Genomic DNA, 15,116 nt, shown 5'->3' on the forward strand with positions numbered 1-15,116 from the left:
ACGCTTCGCGGTAAGCGCAGCCATGCCCGCAGAACTTTACGCTAACGTGTAGCATATACGTAGAGAAAACGCATCAGCTGTTTTCTATACCCAAGCGGCTGTACTATTAGCATCAGAAGATTCCGGTGGTAAATTCCATGAAAGGCAGCCTGTCAGTTAGTATATTGCGCTACTCAAATTTACTTAAGTTACTTCGCTTCTTGAACACCAATAAGTTTTATTGGGTAATTCTGCTTTATTCTGTGCCTCTGTTCATTACTTCCTCGGCTTTAGTAACAATTGCAGCGCCACAGAACATTTCGCAAGCAATTCCGGGAGCTAACATCAACCGCCCTACGTTGAACATTGGTAGCCAAGGAGAACGTGTGTCTGAACTTCAAGCAGCTCTAAAACTTTTAGGCTTTTACACAGGTGCAGTGGATGGTATCTATAACGATACTACTGCTAGTGCCGTTTTTCGGTTTAAGCAAGCGGCTGGCTTAAATCCAGATGGTATTGTTGATAACCTCACTTGGCAGCGGCTTTTCCCCAGCCAACCAATAGTGGCATCAACTGTTCCTGCACCAAATCCGGCCCCCAACCCGGCGGCGGTAATTGTTCCTTCTCAAGCTACTAACATCCGCAGGGTTAATCCTATATCTGAACCAAAACCTGCTCAACCAAGGCAAGCTACAAGTGCTAGAGAACAAAAGACTACGCCAACCCGGACTAAACCAAACCGGACTACACCAACCCGGACTGCACCAACCCGTACTAAACCAGTCCGTACTAATCCATTCGCTAACTCTCCACAAAAACCTAACCTTCAATACACCTCAGAAGGATTTCCCATTTTGCGTTTAGGCAACAGTGGTTCGGAAGTAGCCAAGTTACAAGAACTATTGAAAAAGCAAGGTTTCCTAGAAAGTGGTATAGATGGAGATTTTGGGCCAACAACCGAGACGGCGCTCAAAGCGGCACAAAGGCGTTATGATTTGGAGGCTGATGGTGTAGCTGGTGCTGCTACCTGGGAGATTCTGTTGGAGCGATCGCAGCGCCAGCGTTAAAATTATAAGCTGTTTTTGTCCATCATAGTTCCATTTGTTGGGCGATGGCAGGCGAGAAGCCTGCCGTAGTAAGTGTATGGCAAAAATTTTTTAGTACTTTTTTAATAATTTCTAGTTAGTAATTGGTAATTTGGAGAGAGGTGATTACCCATTACCAGCCTCAACAAATAATACAAGCGTTTTAGCAAACATGATACTCAGATACAAACAAACTTGATCATCTGTCGTACCTACAAATAGCATCATGATCATTTTAAGTAAAACCTGCAAAGCCTCTCCTGTACCCTTGTGCCCTTTGCTGTCTCAATGTGCAAATAAAAAACACAACAGCTTAGTGTTTTATCCGATACTGCAACAGAGGGATAATTAAAATTCCTGCTATTTTCGCTAAAACAGCTTATGCTTATGAAAAACTTTTTATTCACTTGGCTCGGTACGGCAGTGGCCTTATTAATCACTGCTAATATTGTTCCTGGATTCATCGTCAAGAATTTTGTGATTGCCCTTGTAGCTGCTGTTGTTATCGGGCTAGTTAACGCGTTTATTCGACCGATTCTTAGTATTTTGGCGTTTCCAATTACTTTACTCACCTTTGGGTTGTTTACATTTGTCCTCAATGCCTTAACTTTGTGGTTAGCAAGCTTTCTCACTCCTGGTTCTGGTTTTGAGATTAATGGATTCTTACCTGCTTTATTGGGATCAATTGTGCTAGCGATTGTTTCTAGCGTCATCAACTATGTTCTGAGAGTAGTTGATTAATACTCTCTATTCTTTTGATGCTTTGGGCAACAGCTACTGTTACTGCCCCTGGTTCTTCCTGTAAGCGGAAAATTTGTTTGGGAACTAATAACTTTACCTCCAAAGCAGCTAAGGAAAGAGTGAGGTGATGTGAATTTGCTTTCACGTTTAGAGATGGATGAAGTGGAACTTGTTCTGTCTTTTCCCATCTCTGGTTTGTCATTTTTAAATGCCAATTGACATGAGAAGCCGCGAGAATGGCAGATGCTTCCGCTACACTGGGAGTCCCGATTTCTTGCTCGCTAATTTTACCTGGGTTGGGGACACAGACGATTCTAAGAACTGCTGCCGGAAAGGTTTTTAAAGGTAAATTGCGTAGGCAGCAAAGTTCTACTAAACCGACTTCTGAGGCTTTATTGTCGATAGTAGCAATACCTGCGATCGCGCTTTGCTTTAGTTGATTTTCTTTTAATACTTGCTGAATTGCTGTTTCAATTAACTGCCGTGATGTACCTCGTCGACAACCAATTCCCACCCACAAAATTTGTGGCTGGCACTGTAATTTAGAAAGTTTATCATTCACTAGCCGTATTCTTATCAGTTAAATTAGAAAATTTTATTTCCTCAATAATTGCCCAAATTATTGCCAATTAGCCGCTTTATATGAGTTGTTTTACTTTAAGTTCAGTATGATACATAAAAATTGATCGTTAGAATACTTTTCCAGAAAGCTAAAAACTATATATTGATGTACATCTAGCACAGTAGGAAACGCCGAGGCAGAGACCAGGTGAAAGGTAAAAAGTAAAAGATGAATTTCTAGATTCGTTTTTACTTCCTTAGAATTCTTGAGGCGCAAGTGTTTTGCCTTCTCTATCTTGGTGTTTCAATTTCTTCCTTCTTCGTTGCAGCGAATTTACAGAGTTGCGACGGAGTTTTGCTCTCTTCAGCATTTCTTTATTTGTTAGTGGTGGAATTAGTTATTTTATATCTCCTTTATACGAAGTTGAAAAGTTGATTTAATATCTAAGTTTTAGCTATTTTTATCAATTTTGTTTTAAATTTCTTAAAATTTAGCGTTTGTCTGAGTAATAATTACTATAATAAAAATCCACCAAAGATGTGATACTTAGATTTGAGAATCATTTCCATTATCAACATCCAGCATCTATTTGCTCTTTTAGTGATTAAAATACTGTAAACAAGTGATTATTAGTATGAGCTAATCGAGTAAGTAATTATAATTACAACAACTACTGAGCAAATACCAAAAATTTTAATTAATCTAAAGTAAAGTTGTAGAAGATTATTAAAGAACCTAGGCGTTGCTGAATTGAAATATGATAGAAGCTTTTGGAAAAATTAAAATTCTTTTCTCCCCCTGCTTGCCTTATTTATACCTTGATTCAGCAACGCCAGAAATCACTACTCCTGTGCCCCAGCTTTTCGCAAACTCCGCACAATATTTTTATATCCATTAAATTCCGCAATCATCAAAGCTGTATAACCACCACGATTTTGCAAATTTACATCTGCCCCAGCTTCGAGCAATAATTGCACAGGCTCATAATAACCTCCTGATGCGGCCCACATCAATGCCGTTGCCCCCGCTGAGTCTTGAAAATTCACATCTGCCCCTTTAGCTAGCAACAATTGCATTACTTCTGGGTGATTGCGTTCAGTGGCTTTGAGCAAAGCTGTTTTGCCATCATCTACTGGTATATTCGCATCTGCACCGTAGTCCAGTAATACCTGCACCGTCTGAGTATGACCTTGAGATGCTGCTAAGGTCAAAGGTATCTCACCAAGATTTTTATCATGAACGTCAGCTCCACAACTCAACAATGATTCGACAATCTGGCTATGTCCCTGCAAGGCTGCTACTAGTATAGGTGTATCACCAAGACGGTTCCTGATTTGCACATTTGCACCTCGGTTGAGTAAAACTTGCACTACATCAGCGTAGCCCTCAACAACGGCAAGGTGCAGAGCAGTTTCACCATCATTATCTTGGAGATTAATCTGGATGTCTCGCTCCAGTAAAACCGCTACAATTTCACCATATCCTGCTGCTGCTGCGGCTGATAGTGCAGTTCCACCATCTGTGTTTTTTACATTCACATCAGCCCCAGCCGCCAGTAGTGCTTGTACAACCTCCAAGTATCCCAAGTCTGCTGCTATCATTAACAGCGTTTCATCGTCTTCATCTTGGGTATTGATATCTGCACCACTTTGGATAAATGCTTGGACAACGGCTGTGTGTCGGTGCTTAACTGCCAACTTTAAAGCTGTGTCATCATCTTTATCTGTAATATTTACCTCAGCGCCAGCAGCAAGTAAGGCTTTTACCACATCAACATTACCTTTAAGTGCTGCTGCCATCAATGCTGTACTGCCATCTTCGTTGGTAGCATTGACATCTGCACCTCTAGATATTAAAAGCTGCACAATATCAAGCTGATTAGCACTAGCTGCCAGCATTAAAGCTGTTAAACCATAACGTTTTCTGGGTAGGTTAATATTTGCCCCAGCATCCAACAGCGATCGCACAATTTCGGTGTAGCCTAAATTAGCAGCAAACATTAACGCCGTAGTGCCATCGCGATCGCACACGTCCACCTTAGCACCAGCAGCTAGTAGCGTACATAGCCGCTTGATATCGCCACTCTTAGCAGCACTCAGCAGCAAAATATCATTGTTTTCAGTCATGGATGAAATTCCGCACAGGCGGTTTTTGTTGATTTAGCCCCAGAATTCAGTCTGAGATTGTTTATCAACTTTTGCAAGAGGGTGGAGTTAGAAATAGCAGAAAATAGTCAAAAAGGTCATGATTATTGCTGTCTACTTCTGTATACCCAGAACTGTCAATTCTATTTTGCGAACATAGAAAATAGAGTTATGCTAATTTTTATGAAGATTTAATAATCGGGCAACTAAACCATGAATTTGGAACTTTCTGCATCTTTCAAGTATTGGCTGAACTTCTTTCACCCAGTAATGATGTGGCTACTATTAGCACTCTCGCTTTATGCTGCTTATCTAGGGCTACAAGTACAGCGTACTAGAAATGCTCAGGGTGATGAGAAGAAAGAATTGATTAAAGGTAGATATAACGTTAGACACTACCAAATTGGGTCTATACTTTTAGGTTTGATGGTAGCAGGTGCGATCGCTGGGATGGGTGTCACCTACATCAATAATGGTAAATTATTTGTCGGACCTCATCTGTTAGCAGGTCTTGGCATGACTAGCTTAATTGCATTTTCCGCTGCTCTATCTCCTTATATGCAAAAAGGAGCGAATTGGGCGCGCATGACTCATATTTTATTGAATTTCACACTTTTAGGATTGTTTGCTTGGCAGGCGGTCACTGGTGTGCAAATTGTCCAAAGAATTCTTACTAATGCCTAGAGAGTCAGTTATCAGTTACCAGTTTCTCGGCTGATAACTGATAACTGGCAACTGAATGCTTTATCGCTTTTTCTTAGAGGTGACAGGAAAGGATATTCCCAAAGATTGGTGAAAATCCTCTTGCACTTTGTGAGTTAAGCGGCGAGAGACTTGGCGGACTATTTGGTTAAGTAAGCGATCGCCTGTAGATTGAATTAAAGACTTGGGCAATCGCTGAATAAACCGGGGAAAGTGAAGATAAACTATCAAATCCAGTTCCCACTCAATTCTTGTCACCTCACCATCATAGCTAGGTAAATCTTTTGCCTTATTTTCTATTAACTGGAGTGATGCCCGATAGTCTACGTCATAACCAGGTGAACGGTAATCAGGAATAGGAATAGTACGAATATGGTAGACACCTTCCTCTGGGGGTAACAGTTCCAAACCAATTTTCGGCTCTACTTCATAACCAAAAGAGCCAAAACGACCGATTATTAAAGCGTAGCCATTTTCTCCTAGCGGTTGCACCTTCATAGGTTCCGCACAGCGCACAAACCATGAGGCGTGAGCATTAAGGTACTCAGCAACCGTTTGTACGGGAGCATACATTTCCATAAAATCGCTATAGTGACCGTAAAATTTTGTTAGGGTCGCTATACCTGCTCCTGTGAGTGCGTCCTCAGCTTCTACTGGGTCTGACACCACAGGCAAAACTGCTTCTGTTATTTCCAAAGATTGGTATTCGCCGTTTCTCGACAGCATAAATGCGTTCCTGTATTCTTTGGCGTTTGTCTATATTAATCGTTCCCAGCTTGCGTGGGTCTATTCGCACTCAGTTTATATTTTGGCTGAATCCTTATTAATCTGTCATGAACTTCATAGAATCACTAAAATAAAGAACTGAACAAGAACATATTAGTTTCCTAGGATAGCGTTTATCATGAAAGCATTTGTAGCAGGGGCAACAGGTGAGACAGGTCGTCGGATTGTGCAAGAGCTGATAGCGCGTAACATTCCCGTCCGTGCTTTGGTTCGGGATACCGAGAAAGCCAGAGCGATTTTGCCTCCTGAGGCCGAACTGGTAGTAGGCGATGTGTTGAACCCAGCAAGCCTGAATACTGCTTTAGGTGATAGCACAGTCCTATTGTGTGCTACTGGCGCAAAACCCAGCTTTGACCCTACTGGGCCGTACAAAGTGGATTTTGAAGGTACTAAAAATTTAGTAGATGCTGCTAAAGCAAAGCGAATTGAGCATTTTGTCTTTGTTTCTTCTTTGTGTACTTCAAAGTTTTTCCATCCACTAAACTTGTTCTGGCTAATTTTGGTTTGGAAAAAACAAGCTGAGGAGTATCTGCAAAAAAGCGGTCTTACCTATACAATTGTGCGACCAGGTGGGTTGAAGAATGAAGATAACTCCAATCCTATAGTGATGCAGAGTGCTGATACATTGTTTGATGGCAGTATTCCTCGCCAAAAAGTCGCCCAGGTTTGTGTGGAAGCCCTATCTGAACCAGCCGCACGTAATAAAATTATCGAAATTGTTGCCAAACCAGAGGCTACCTCTAAAAGTTTTGGCGAGCTATTTGCTAACGTCGCCTGATTAAATAGTGCTGAGTGCCCAGTTGTGAGTGCTGAGTTGCAAGTGTTGAGCAAGCAGCCACTCGGTTGCAAAAGCAGTACTGCAAAGAGAAGTTGCAAGGAGGATTCCCTCATTTTTCGCTAAAGGCGTTCCCGCAGGGTAGATTAAAAATTCTTTCTCACTCACGACTCAGCACTCAGAACTAAATTAATGAGATTTGCTGAAATCAGTGCATCGACCATTGTTGTTAGCTAAAAGAGTGAATATTAAGGAGTCAAACTCTGAAAGGCTTTAAATTCAAAGGTGTTGAGAAACTGATTGGCCCTATAGCCGCGCTTCTCGGTTTCGTATATTTGTTGCAGTGGTATATACATGGAGACCTGCGATCGCCTTCCGATCCCGTCTTCGGAGGTCAACAGCCACCCTTAGTCATGAAAGGTGGCGATCCTTATATCCGAGCTTTGATGCGAACTATCTCCGCCAGCGAAGCAAACAGCAAACGTCCCTATTCTCTGTTATATGGTGGCCAGCAGGTTAGTGACCTCAGCCGTCATCCTGAAATATGTGTCACCATTGTTACTGGCCCCAACACGGGTAATTGTTCTACTGCTGCTGGTAGATATCAAATCATCAACACCACTTGGTTTCAAATTGCCCCGCGCTACCATCCCAACCCAATGGAGATTATGTTTTGGACTTCTTATAGTTTTGAAGCAGAGTATCAAGATGTAGTGGTTTACCGATGGTTAAGTGATTCTAAATTTTGGGGAACTGATATTTCCCAACAATTGCGTCAGGGTAGATTAAACGAAGTTTTGCGCCGACTATCTCCCACTTGGACAAGCTTAGGATATGGGATAGAGACTAATTCTATTAGTCGCTTTTTGCCTAAGATTTACCAAAAAATATTGCAAGAAGAATTAAAAGCAACTAATCCACCACCATCACCAAACTCAACTCTAAACCCAATCCCTACACCTCTCCCATCCACCCCGGTAAAAAGAGTTTCATCTGATATTTCCCTTTCATAGGAGAAGTGTTTTGGTGTTTGGTTAATTAACCTAAATAACTTTCATATTGAGGACTTAATTCCTCAAAAAAATCCTTGGCTATAGATTTGTTATTATGCCAATTTCAACTGACATGATGTGAGTTTAATTAATACAAAAAATTAAAAAACAAAATTTTATTTAAAATTATTTAATAGCATTTTTTCTTAATCTTGATAATTCATAGATTGCACTGTCTATGATTTATTGAAAAACTCTTTAACATTTTGCACAAAATCATTGGTATTTTCAAAGTGAACGTTATGGCCAGCATTGCTAACTATTTTTAGCTGTATAGCATCACACAAATTTGCCATTTCTGTATTAATATTTACAAACTTTTTATCATCTTCTCCAGCTATTAACAGTAAAGGATTTTTGTTTTCTTTAAGTTTTTCCCATAAAGAAGGCTGACATCCAGTACCTAATAGTTTCAGTGATTTACTCAATTCTACGGGATGATTTTGTAACCTATTTTCTACCATATAGTTATATTTTGGATGATTTTTGATATTACCAAAAATCGCTTGATTGTACCAATTCGATAAAAATGCTGCAAAATCTTTTCTTTCAATGCTTCTAGCTAATTTTCTAGCTATTTGTGAATCGCGGTGAATTCTTTCTAACCGTTCTGTTTCTGTTGCCAAACCAGGAGAAGCTGATTCCAGAACAACTTTAATAAAACGTTCTGGAAAATGCAGGGTCAGATATAAAGCTAATCTTCCACCCATTGAATAGCCAACTAAAAAGCATTTGGGAATTTTTAAATCATCCAATAAATGAATTAAGGCATCAGCAGTTTTTGGCATTGTATAGTAATCATCGCCACCCAAAACTTGAGTTTTACCGTGTCCGGGAAGGTCAAGAATTAAATAAGAGAATTCATCAGATAATATTTGTATGGCTTCATCAAACTCATCGATATTACCCATGAATCCATGCAAAAAAAGAATTATTGGCTTATCTAGGTTATTAATCAAAGAATAGTGAAATTGATAATTTTCGAGAGTCATATTACAGGACATATTGAAAAACCCTGGCAGTTTTGCTTCGCCTGGGTTTATTACTGATATTTTTCTGCTCTTTAAGGCAAAAATCGATCTAAAGCCGCTTTAAGTTGTTCAAGTTCAACTTCCATATTGCCCTCTTTGGCAGCTCTAGCAATACATTCAGTTAAATGTTCATCTAGAACAATTCGTGCTACCCGATCTAATGCACCCCGCACGGCAGCAATTTGTAATAAAACATCAGGACAAGGGCTATTTTGCTGCACCATTGTCTTAATACCACGGATGTGTCCTTCTATACGCGCTAATCGATTAACAATTCGCCGTAAGGACTCTTCACTATGAACGTGAGGATGAACCGATTCTCCATGTGCAGGAGTATGATCTAAATGTTCCTGGTCTGTGCTGTGATGATGGGAGTGTTCTGCCTGCTGGGGTGTAGGCAAGGATTCTTTAGGTAATCGGTTTAATCCATTCATGGGTTATCAAAGTTCTGGTCGTACTAAGATACTAGCCTAGGGAGCGATCGCTCATTGGTAATCGGTAAGGGTGTAAGAGGATAATTACCAATTCCCAATATTCGATATGGGGTGAAATCCGAACCTTTTAAGGGATAATCTCCATAATAGCTTTTGGGCTGAATATACAATTAATTTGATTACAGGTAGCGCATCCTCTGCCCCAACTAATACTGATTTGTAATCAAAGATAGAAATTGCAGAAAAAGGGATATGAGGTGGATGAGGAAGAATTGTAATAGTTCGCTAACTCTCTCACCTCCATCAAATTCCAGCAATCATATATGAATACAACTTAGGATACAACGTTGGGGAGTAGACTATACCTGAAGTAAAGCGTAAACGTCACGTAAGGATTTTTATCCTTGCTGTAAAAATAACTTTAGATAGATTTTTCACGACTAAGCAAAAATTAAGCTTTTAGATTTAGGTTGTGATTATGAGATTTCCCAAACTACCCTGGTCTATACGCCAACTCAGTTCCCATGTCTTAGCTATATTTCTAGGAGTTGTGCTAACTGTTAGCAGTCTGCGAGTGTTACCCTCTCAAGCAGAACCAGCACCAAAGTCTAAAATCGCGGATACGCCAGAAGTGATCGCTCAACGACAATCGCCCGCTTCGGGTGCGATAGGCGCTAGTAGCTTTGTCACCGCAGCAGTTAATCGTGTTGGGCCAGCAGTGGTACGGATTGATACAGAGCGTACAATTACTCGGCGTGTCGATCCATTTCTTGAAGACCCTTTTTTCCGGCGATTTTTTGGTGACGGTTTCCCCCAACAAATGCCTACAGAGCAATTGCGCGGTCTTGGCTCTGGTTTCATTCTTGACAAGAGTGGGTTAGTTCTGACTAATGCTCACGTAGTTGATAAAGCTGATAGAGTAACAGTCCGGCTTAAGGATGGTCGCACCTTTGACGGCAAAGTTCAAGGCATTGATGAAGTTACAGATTTGGCAGTAGTGAAAATTAATGCTGGTAACGATTTACCAGTAGCTCCTTTGGGTTCTTCTAGTAATGTACAGGTAGGAGACTGGGCGATCGCAGTTGGTAATCCTTTAGGATTTGATAATACCGTTACCTTGGGAATTGTCAGCACCCTCAAACGTTCTAGCGCCCAAGTTGGCATTACAGACAAACGCTTAGAGTTTATTCAAACTGACGCCGCGATTAACCCTGGTAACTCTGGAGGGCCTCTCTTGAATGGTCAAGGTGAAGTGATTGGGATCAATACAGCTATTCGCCCCGATGCGATGGGGATCGGATTTGCTATTCCCATTGATAAAGCGAAAGCGATCGCAGCTCAACTGCAACGTGAAGGTAAAGTGGTTCACCCTTATTTAGGCGTGCAAATGCTAACTTTAACTCCTGAGCTAGCCAAGCAAAACAACACCGATCCCAACTCTCCGATTCAAATCCCTGAAGTTAACGGTGTTTTAGTGATGCGAGTTGTACCGAACTCTCCAGCCGCATCTGCGGGTATCCGGCGTGGAGATGTAATTGTGCAAATTGATGGGCAAACAATTACTACAGCTGAACAGTTGCAAAATCTTGTAGAAAGTAGTCGCCTCGGTCAAGCGTTGCAAGTGAAAGTGCAACGAGGTAACCAGACACAGCAGCTTTCTGTACGCACGGCTGAGTTACAAAACGCGTCCTTATAACACAATGGGGCACAACGGCCGTTGTGCCCTGACGATAATCTGTACTCCATGGTTTTACTGAAGCCTCGTTCTCTCTAGTTGTAAGATCAGCGCTCGTGTGGCTTTAGCGTTCAGCTTGCCCACTTCGTAGCTTTACAGCAGGTTAGATAATATCACATAGCCGGCTTAGGGTGTGAACTTTGCTTTTTGTCAGAAGTAGCTTCAAGTATTTCCAAATCAAAGATTTCAAGGATTCCAAGCGGTGGAGTTTCTTTATGAGTGAAACGCTAAACTCCGATGAGGTTAATGCATCTTTAGCTTTTGGCAGATCGAATGATGTTGATGAAATTTTGGAGAGTGAGGAGACAACAGCGACATTAATTTGTTAATGATGACATTAATCAGTTAACGACGACAAATAAAGTGTTAATCGACATCTGCTTGTTTCCCAAGTCAACCCGTCAGCATTACAGGCGAGGTAAACTGTTGAAACTCGCTGTTTTACACATAATGTCTTATGCCTGCATTTTTATTAGAAGTTGGAACAGAAGAACTACCTGCAAGCTTTCTCCGTGATGCTATCGTACAGTGGCGATCGCTCATTCCCCAAAGTCTTTTAGCAAACAGCCTAACTAGCGATGCTGTGGAAGTTTATGGTACTCCTCGCCGTCTAGCGGTACTCATCACAGGTCTACCATCTCAGCAACCAGACCGCGAAGAGGAAATTAAAGGGCCTCCCGCACAAGCAGCTTTTAAAGATGGCAAACCAACACCAGCCGCAGCAGGCTTTGCTAAAAAGCAAGGTGTAGAAGTCGATGCGCTGCAAGTTCGTCCAACTGATAAAGGGGAATTTGTTTTTGTCAAGAAAAGCATTCCCGGTCGTCCGGTAGCGGAAATTTTAACCGAACTAGTACCCCAGTGGATTTCGGGTTTAGAAGGAAAGCGGTTGATGCGCTGGGGTGATGGAGATGTGAGGTTTTCTCGACCAATTCGTTGGTTGGTCGCTTTGTTAGATGAGGCGTTGTTGCCAATTGAATTAGTCAATGCTTCTAAGGTAGTGAAAAGCGATCGCATCTCCCGTGGGCATCGTGTTTTACATCCAGAAACGGTCACAATTTCCCAAGCTACTGATTATGTTACCACGCTGCGCTCTGCCTACGTCATAGTTGATGCTGATGAACGCGCAAACATCATTCAAGAGCAAGTTCACGCATCTGTGCAAAAGTTAAATGGTTATGCCGAAATCTACCCTGATTTATTAGAGGAAGTGACAAACTTAGTAGAATATCCTTCTACTGTTATGGGTAAATTTGAAGCACAATTTTTGACTTTACCTACTGAGGTGATTACCACCGTTATGGTAAGTCACCAACGTTATTTTCCTGTCTTCAAAGCTGCCAATAGCAAAGAATTACTTCCTTATTTCATCACCATTTCTAACGGTAACCCCAGCAAAGCAGATATCATTGCTGTCGGTAATGAAAGAGTCATCCGTGCCAGATTAGCAGATGGACAATTTTTTTACAAAACTGATTTAGCTAAACCTTTAGAAAGCTATTTACCACAATTAGAAAAAGTCACTTTTCAAGAAGATTTAGGTTCGCTGCGCCTCAAGGTAGATAGAATCGTCAAGATTGCTGAACAGATCACCAATCAACTGCAATTAGCAGAAAATCAGCGTCAAAATATTCTGAGGGCAGCTTTGCTCTGTAAAGCAGATTTAGTTACTCAAATGGTGTACGAATTTCCTGAATTACAAGGAGTAATGGGAGAGAAGTATGCTTTAGCTAGTGGCGAAACCGCAGAAGTTGCTAGGGCAATTTTTGAGCATTATTTGCCTAGAGGAGCCGATGATATCTTACCTGAAACTTTGACAGGTCAAGTTGTTGGTTTAGCAGACCGATTGGACACTTTGGTAAGTATATTCGGGTTGGGTTTAATACCCTCCGGTTCTTCCGATCCTTTTGCTTTACGACGGGCAGCGAATGCTGTAATTAACATTACATGGTCAGCTAATTTACCAATTAATTTAGCAAGTTTATTGGAGCAAATAGCAACAGATTTTGTAACAGTACATAATAAAGATTTAGCGCAATTAATTACAGCTTTGCGAGAATTTTTCTTGCAACGTATCCGTACTCTACTGCAAGAAGAAAAACAAATTGATTATGACCTCGTAAATGCAGTGTTAGGAGAGAATGACCCCGAATATACAGAACGGGCGTTAAAGGATTTATTAGATGTGCGCGATCGCGCTTTATACCTCCAGCAAATTCGTCAAGATGGTACTTTAGACCGCATCTACGAAACTGTTAACCGTTCCACACGCTTGGCAGCCCAAGGAGATTTGGATACACAACAATTAGAACCAACAGCATTAGTTCAAAAAGAACTATTTCAAAAGTCGTCTGAAGAAGCTTTTTACAATGCCATAGTCGAGTTAGTGCCGCAAACTCAAACAGCGCAGCAATCACGAAATTACCAACTGTTAGTAGCATCTCTAGGAAAAATTACTCCTACTGTTAGTAAATTTTTTGATGGGCCAGAGAGCGTATTAGTGATGGACTCCAATCCAGAAATTAAGCGTAATCGGTTAAATTTACTTGGTTTGCTTCGCAACCATGCCCGTGTTTTAGCTGACTTTGGTGCGATCGTCAAAAATTTGTAGTCTAAATCAACAAAATATAGGTGTAATTTTTACCAAGAAACGCTACTATGATTAGTGCTTAACCAGGGATCTCTGCTACATACAATCTATGCCTAGAGCTTCTGTCATTGGATTAGGAAAGTCCGGCATTGCTGCGGCCAGATTGTTGAAAAGGGAAGGTTGGGAGGTGGAACTAAGCGATCGCAACACCTCCGAAGCCCTCCTTCAACAACAACAAGAACTAGCTACCGAGCAAATTACCGTGAAACTGGGGTATTCCCTGGAATTCAATGAGTCTGATTTACCACAATTAATTATCGTTAGTCCTGGTGTACCTTGGGATATTCCTTTATTACTCAAAGCCAGAGAATTAGGCATTGAAACTATTGGGGAAATGGAACTCGCTTGGCGACATCTGCGATCGCAACCTTGGGTAGGAATTACAGGTACTAACGGCAAAACTACTACCACTGCTTTAATTGCCGCTATTTTTCAAGCAGCGGGTTTAGATGCCCCCGCCTGCGGTAACATTGGCTACGCTGCTTGCGAAGTTGCCTTAGCCGAAAAACATCCTGATTGGGTAATTGCCGAACTCAGCAGTTATCAAATAGAGTCATCTGTCACCCTCACTCCTCGCATCGGTGTGTGGACAACTTTCACACCAGATCACCTCAGCCGCCACAAGACATTAGAGAACTATTACGACATTAAAGCTAAGTTATTACGTCAGTCTCAATTGCAAGTTTTCAATGGTGATGATGCGTACTTAAGCAAATTGGGTGCAAGTCATTGGCCTGACGCTTACTGGACAAGTGTTAAAGGTAAAGATTACCTAATTGGAGAACGCGGCTTTTACATCGAAGATGGTTGGGTTGTCGAAAAGTTGGCTCCCACAGCTACACCAGAACCCATTGTGGAAGTTTCTGCTTTACGGATGGTGGGAGAACATAACCAGCAAAATCTATTGATGTCTGTAGCTGCGGCGCGGTTGGGGGGTATTAATCGTGATGCGATTTCCCATGCAATTCGAGAATTTCCCGGTGTATCCCATCGTTTAGAACATATCTGCACTTGGGAAGGTATAGATTTTATCAACGACAGCAAAGCCACTAACTACGATGCTGCTGAAGTTGGTTTAGCATCGGTTAAAAATCCAGCAATATTGATTGCTGGTGGCGAAGCTAAAGCAGGTGATGACACTGCTTGGTTAGCAAAAATTCAAGCCAAAGCAGCCGCTGTCTTATTAATTGGTAATGCTGCACCTGCATTTGCCCAACGCCTGCAAGAGGTAGGGTATTCTAGTTATGAAATTGTTGAAACAATGGAGAAGGCTGTTCCTAGAGGAGCCGAGTTAGCCAAACAGCATCAAGCTGCTGTAGTTTTGTTATCTCCTGCTTGTGCGAGTTTCGATCAGTATCCTAATTTTGAAGTCCGGGGCGATCATTTTCGCGAGTTGTGTCTTGCTTGGGCAGGTAGTTGAGATAGAACTATTATTTGAGGCGT

Annotated in this window: 14 protein-coding genes; 8 read left to right on the forward strand and 6 right to left on the reverse strand. The window is 41.5% G+C overall.

Annotated features, from left to right (window positions below; genetic code table 11):
• The first annotated feature begins 137 nt into the window (after positions 1–137).
• Together AC5JL8_RS08650 and AC5JL8_RS08655 are read left to right on the forward strand one after the other, a co-directional pair.
• Positions 138–1,046, forward strand: coding sequence for a peptidoglycan-binding domain-containing protein (locus tag AC5JL8_RS08650; protein WP_495879364.1), 909 nt, complete (start codon positions 138–140; stop codon positions 1,044–1,046).
• 405 nt (positions 1,047–1,451) lie between these two features.
• Positions 1,452–1,805, forward strand: coding sequence for a phage holin family protein (locus AC5JL8_RS08655; protein ID WP_495879365.1), 354 nt, complete (start codon positions 1,452–1,454; stop codon positions 1,803–1,805).
• Here AC5JL8_RS08655 and AC5JL8_RS08660 read toward each other — a convergent pair.
• Positions 1,777–2,367 (reverse strand): cobalamin biosynthesis protein, encoded by a 591-nt coding sequence (locus AC5JL8_RS08660; protein ID WP_495879366.1) that lies wholly within the window; start codon positions 2,365–2,367, stop codon positions 1,777–1,779. The two genes, AC5JL8_RS08655 and AC5JL8_RS08660, sit on opposite strands and share 29 nt — an antisense overlap.
• 842 nt (positions 2,368–3,209) lie before the next feature.
• Positions 3,210–4,493 carry an ankyrin repeat domain-containing protein gene (locus AC5JL8_RS08665; RefSeq protein ID WP_495879367.1) on the reverse strand — a complete coding sequence of 428 codons (1,284 nt, stop codon included), beginning with the start codon at positions 4,491–4,493 and terminating at the stop codon, positions 3,210–3,212.
• Between the two features lie 231 nt (positions 4,494–4,724).
• Between AC5JL8_RS08665 and AC5JL8_RS08670 the strand changes: the two genes are divergently transcribed.
• A complete protein-coding gene (locus AC5JL8_RS08670) occupies positions 4,725–5,195 on the forward strand; it encodes a DUF4079 domain-containing protein (protein ID WP_495879368.1) in 471 nt (156 codons plus the stop codon).
• Positions 5,196–5,255: 60 nt separating this feature from the next.
• Here the strand turns inward: AC5JL8_RS08670 and AC5JL8_RS08675 are convergent, their stop codons facing one another.
• Positions 5,256–5,939 carry a DUF1997 domain-containing protein gene (locus AC5JL8_RS08675; protein ID WP_495879369.1) on the reverse strand — a complete coding sequence of 228 codons (684 nt, stop codon included), beginning with the start codon at positions 5,937–5,939 and terminating at the stop codon, positions 5,256–5,258.
• Between the two features lie 178 nt (positions 5,940–6,117).
• Between AC5JL8_RS08675 and AC5JL8_RS08680 the strand changes: the two genes are divergently transcribed.
• Positions 6,118–6,777 (forward strand): SDR family oxidoreductase, encoded by a 660-nt coding sequence (locus AC5JL8_RS08680; protein ID WP_495879370.1) that lies wholly within the window; start codon positions 6,118–6,120, stop codon positions 6,775–6,777.
• Here AC5JL8_RS08680 and AC5JL8_RS08685 read toward each other — a convergent pair whose 3' ends face one another.
• Complete coding sequence (locus AC5JL8_RS08685) at positions 6,778–6,942, reverse strand: hypothetical protein (protein ID WP_495879371.1); 165 nt, start codon at positions 6,940–6,942, stop codon at positions 6,778–6,780.
• A 131-nt stretch (positions 6,943–7,073) separates the two neighbouring features.
• On the opposite strand from AC5JL8_RS08685, the gene AC5JL8_RS08690 reads away from it, so the two are divergent.
• Positions 7,074–7,787 (forward strand): glycoside hydrolase family 24 protein, encoded by a 714-nt coding sequence (locus tag AC5JL8_RS08690; RefSeq protein ID WP_495879566.1) that lies wholly within the window; start codon positions 7,074–7,076, stop codon positions 7,785–7,787.
• Between the two features lie 215 nt (positions 7,788–8,002).
• Here the strand turns inward: AC5JL8_RS08690 and menH are convergent, their stop codons facing one another.
• Positions 8,003–8,818 carry a 2-succinyl-6-hydroxy-2,4-cyclohexadiene-1-carboxylate synthase gene (menH, locus tag AC5JL8_RS08695; RefSeq protein WP_495879372.1) on the reverse strand — a complete coding sequence of 272 codons (816 nt, stop codon included), beginning with the start codon at positions 8,816–8,818 and terminating at the stop codon, positions 8,003–8,005.
• Between the two features lie 71 nt (positions 8,819–8,889).
• Positions 8,890–9,291, reverse strand: coding sequence for a metal-sensing transcriptional repressor (locus AC5JL8_RS08700; protein WP_495879373.1), 402 nt, complete (start codon positions 9,289–9,291; stop codon positions 8,890–8,892).
• A 478-nt stretch (positions 9,292–9,769) separates the two neighbouring features.
• On the opposite strand from AC5JL8_RS08700, the gene AC5JL8_RS08705 reads away from it, so the two are divergent.
• The 3 genes from AC5JL8_RS08705 to murD all read left to right on the forward strand — a co-directional run bounded on the left by AC5JL8_RS08705 (position 9,770) and on the right by murD (position 15,093).
• On the forward strand, positions 9,770–10,987 hold the full coding sequence (locus AC5JL8_RS08705) for an HhoA/HhoB/HtrA family serine endopeptidase (protein ID WP_495879374.1): 1,218 nt from the start codon (positions 9,770–9,772) through the stop codon (positions 10,985–10,987).
• 496 nt (positions 10,988–11,483) lie between these two features.
• Positions 11,484–13,634: a glycine--tRNA ligase subunit beta gene (gene glyS / locus AC5JL8_RS08710; protein ID WP_495879375.1), complete on the forward strand. Its 2,151-nt coding sequence runs from the start codon at positions 11,484–11,486 to the stop codon at positions 13,632–13,634.
• 88 nt (positions 13,635–13,722) lie between these two features.
• Entirely contained in the window at positions 13,723–15,093 is a 1,371-nt protein-coding gene (murD, locus tag AC5JL8_RS08715) for a UDP-N-acetylmuramoyl-L-alanine--D-glutamate ligase (RefSeq protein WP_495879376.1), read from the forward strand.
• The last annotated feature ends 23 nt before the right edge of the window (positions 15,094–15,116 follow it).

Source organism: Mojavia sp., from assembly GCF_059505145.1.

Coding starts and splice junctions, on each gene's coding strand:
- AC5JL8_RS08650 (WP_495879364.1), top strand. CDS start 138: ATGAAAGGCAGCCTGTCAGTTAGTATATTGCGCTACTCAAATTTACTT.
- AC5JL8_RS08655 (WP_495879365.1), top strand. CDS start 1,452: ATGAAAAACTTTTTATTCACTTGGCTCGGTACGGCAGTGGCCTTATTA.
- AC5JL8_RS08665 (WP_495879367.1), bottom strand. CDS start 4,493: ATGACTGAAAACAATGATATTTTGCTGCTGAGTGCTGCTAAGAGTGGC.
- AC5JL8_RS08670 (WP_495879368.1), top strand. CDS start 4,725: ATGAATTTGGAACTTTCTGCATCTTTCAAGTATTGGCTGAACTTCTTT.
- AC5JL8_RS08675 (WP_495879369.1), bottom strand. CDS start 5,939: ATGCTGTCGAGAAACGGCGAATACCAATCTTTGGAAATAACAGAAGCA.
- AC5JL8_RS08680 (WP_495879370.1), top strand. CDS start 6,118: ATGAAAGCATTTGTAGCAGGGGCAACAGGTGAGACAGGTCGTCGGATT.
- menH (WP_495879372.1), bottom strand. CDS start 8,818: ATGACTCTCGAAAATTATCAATTTCACTATTCTTTGATTAATAACCTA.
- AC5JL8_RS08700 (WP_495879373.1), bottom strand. CDS start 9,291: ATGAATGGATTAAACCGATTACCTAAAGAATCCTTGCCTACACCCCAG.
- AC5JL8_RS08705 (WP_495879374.1), top strand. CDS start 9,770: ATGAGATTTCCCAAACTACCCTGGTCTATACGCCAACTCAGTTCCCAT.
- glyS (WP_495879375.1), top strand. CDS start 11,484: ATGCCTGCATTTTTATTAGAAGTTGGAACAGAAGAACTACCTGCAAGC.
- murD (WP_495879376.1), top strand. CDS start 13,723: ATGCCTAGAGCTTCTGTCATTGGATTAGGAAAGTCCGGCATTGCTGCG.